The 3,264-nt window shown below is 61.9% G+C and carries 3 protein-coding genes; 2 read left to right on the forward strand and 1 reads right to left on the reverse strand.

Features of this window, described 5'->3' with window-relative positions; all coding sequences use genetic code 11:
• A partial coding sequence (locus tag L2I46_RS28795; RefSeq protein ID WP_236948413.1) for a Tn3 family transposase occupies positions 1 to 2,258 on the forward strand: 2,258 nt, incomplete at its 5' end.
• 6 nt (positions 2,259 to 2,264) lie between these two features.
• Positions 2,265 to 3,128, forward strand: coding sequence for an EamA family transporter (locus L2I46_RS28800; RefSeq protein WP_222826763.1), 864 nt, complete (start codon positions 2,265 to 2,267; stop codon positions 3,126 to 3,128).
• Positions 3,129 to 3,159: 31 nt separating this feature from the next.
• Here the strand turns inward: L2I46_RS28800 and L2I46_RS29565 are convergent.
• Positions 3,160 to 3,264 (reverse strand): TCR/Tet family MFS transporter (locus tag L2I46_RS29565; protein WP_136858590.1); only part of this gene is annotated, 105 nt, incomplete at its 5' end.

Consider the following 3,264-nt stretch of genomic DNA (forward strand, 5'->3'; position numbering starts at 1 on the left):
GGCTGCGCCAGTTCGAGCCTGGCTCGAACTCTTCGTCGGCCAACCGGCTGCTCGACCGGCTCGAATATCTGCAACGCGTCGATCTCCCCGAGGATCTGCTTGCCGGCGTTCCTGCCCATCGGGTGACTCGTCTGCGCAGGCAGGGTGAACGGTATTATGCCGACGGCATGCGCGATCTCCCGGAGGACAGGCGGCTTGCGATCTTGGCTGTTTGCGTCTCGGAATGGCAGGCGATGTTGGCCGACGCAGTGGTCGAAACCCACGACCGGATCGTCGGCCGTCTCTACCGTGCTTCGGAGCGTATTTGCCATGCAAAGGTCGCAGACGAAGCGGGGGTGGTGCGTGACACCCTGAAATCCTTCGCCGAGATCGGGGGCGCCCTGGTCGATGCACAGGATGATGGCCAGCCGCTGGGCGACGTCATCGCGAGCGGATCAGGGTGGGACGGCTTCAAAACCCTTGTTGCAATGGCAACCAGGCTCACCGCCACCATGGCCGACGATCCGCTCAACCATGTGCTCGACGGTTATCACCGCTTCCGCCGATACGCTCCACGCATGTTGCGCCTGCTCGATCTGCGAGCTGCGCCCGTTGCACTGCCGCTTCTGGAAGCGGTGACGGCCCTTCGTACCGGTTTGAACGATGCCGCGATGACCAGCTTCTTGCGGCCCAGCTCGAAATGGCATCGCCACCTTCGGGCCCAGAGGGCTGGCGACGCTCGCCTATGGGAGATCGCGGTGCTGTTCCATCTGCGCGATGCGTTCCGCTCCGGAGATGTCTGGCTTACTAGGTCCCGGCGCTATGGCGATCTGAAACACGCACTCGTTCCGGCACAAGCCATCGCGGAAGGCGGTCGTCTCGCTGTGCCATTGCGGCCGGAGGAATGGCTGGCAGACCGGCAAGCTCGCCTCGACATGCGGTTGCGCGAGCTTGGCCGTGCCGCTCGCGCAGGCACGATCCCGGGCGGGTCGATTGAAAACGGCGTTCTGCATATCGAGAAACTCGAAGCCGCCGCGCCGACAGGCGCCGAAGATCTGGTGCTCGATCTCTACAAGCAGATCCCGCCCACGCGCATCACCGATCTCCTGCTGGAGGTGGATGCGGCGACCGGCTTCACCGAAGCGTTCACCCATCTGCGCACAGGAGCACCCTGCGCTGACCGGATCGGGCTAATGAACGTTATCTTGGCGGAAGGGATCAACCTCGGCTTGCGCAAAATGGCGGATGCGACAAACACCCACACCTTCTGGGAATTGATCCGCATTGGACGGTGGCATGTCGAGGGCGAAGCCTATGACCGGGCGCTGGCCATGGTGGTCGAGGCACAGGCAGCGTTACCCATGGCCCGGTTCTGGGGCATGGGCACGTCGGCTTCGAGCGACGGACAGTTCTTCGTCGCTACAGAGCAAGGTGAGGCCATGAACCTGGTCAACGCGAAATATGGCAATACCCCGGGCCTGAAAGCCTATAGCCACGTCTCCGACCAATATGCGCCGTTCGCAACCCAGGTGATTCCTGCAACGGCAAGCGAAGCGCCTTACATCCTCGATGGCCTGCTGATGAACGATGCTGGACGCCATATCCGCGAGCAGTTCACCGACACGGGCGGCTTCACCGATCACGTCTTTGCCGCATGTGCCATTCTCGGCTACCGGTTCGCTCCGCGCATCCGCGACCTGCCATCCAAACGGCTCTACGCGTTCAATCCGTCGGCCGCCCCGGCGCACCTGCGAGCGTTGATCGGCGGAAAGGTCAACCAAGCCATGATCGAGCGCAATTGGCCCGACACCCTGCGCATCGCCGCCACCATTGCTGCCGGGACCGTCGCGCCAAGCCAGATTCTGCGGAAACTCGCCTCCTATCCGCGGCAGAACGAGCTCGCGACAGCCCTGCGGGAAGTCGGTCGCGTCGAGCGCACCCTGTTCATGATCGACTGGATTCTGGATGCCGAACTCCAACGGCGTGCCCAGATCGGGCTCAACAAAGGCGAAGCTCATCATGCGCTGAAGCGGGCAATCAGCTTCCACCGCCGCGGTGAAATCCGCGACCGTTCCGCCGAAGGCCAGCATTACCGCATCGCCGGCATGAATCTGCTCGCCGCCATCATCATCTTCTGGAACACCATGAAGCTCGGCGAGGTCGTTGCAAACCAGAAACGCGATGGAAAGCTGCTATCGCCCGATCTCTTGGCCCATGTTTCGCCGCTCGGATGGGAACACATCAATCTCACCGGAGAATATCGCTGGCCAAAGCCTTAGCGTAGGATTCCGCCCCCTCCCGCAAACGACCCCATTTGGGGCAGCACCTACATTGTCACCACCCAATACCTGCCGAACTTCTCACCGATGACGGTCGCGATGCTGCGGGCGTTGCCGGCGGGTTTATTGCTCGTGATGATCGTCCGACAGATTCCAACGGGAATCTGGTGGATGCGCATCTTCATCCTCGGCGCACTTAATATTTCGCTATTCTGGAGCTTGTTGTTTATTTCGGTCTACCGCCTGCCGGGCGGGGTCGCGGCGACGGTAGGCGCTGTGCAGCCGCTGATGGTCGTGTTCATCTCTGCCGCTCTGCTAGGTAGCCCGATACGATTGATGGCGGTCCTGGGGGCTATTTGCGGAACTGCGGGCGTGGCGCTGTTGGTGTTGACACCAAACGCAGCGCTAGATCCTGTCGGCGTCGCAGCGGGCCTGGCGGGGGCGGTTTCCATGGCGTTCGGAACCGTGCTGACCCGCAAGTGGCAACCTCCCGTGCCTCTGCTCACCTTTACCGCCTGGCAACTGGCGGCCGGAGGACTTCTGCTCGTTCCAGTAGCTTTAGTGTTTGATCCGCCAATCCCGATGCCTACAGGAACCAATGTTCTCGGCCTGGCGTGGCTCGGCCTGATCGGAGCGGGTTTAACCTACTTCCTTTGGTTCCGGGGGATCTCGCGACTCGAACCTACAGTTGTTTCCTTACTGGGCTTTCTCAGCCCGGGGACCGCCGTGTTGCTAGGATGGTTGTTCTTGGATCAGACGCTGAGTGCGCTTCAAATCATCGGCGTCCTGCTCGTGATCGGGAGTATCTGGCTGGGCCAACGTTCCAACCGCACTCCTAGGGCGCGTATAGCTTGCCGGAAGTCGCCTTGACCCGCATGGCATAGGCCTATCGTTTCCACGATCAGCGATCGGCTCGTTGCCCTGCGCCGCTCCAAAGCCCGCGACGCAGCGCCGGCAGGCAGAGCAAGTAGAGGGCAGCGCCTGCAATCCATGCCCACCCGTTCCA

The sequence above is a fragment of the Klebsiella sp. 2019SCSN059 genome (genome assembly GCF_021739525.1).
GTDB lineage: Bacteria > Pseudomonadota > Gammaproteobacteria > Enterobacterales > Enterobacteriaceae > Klebsiella > Klebsiella quasipneumoniae.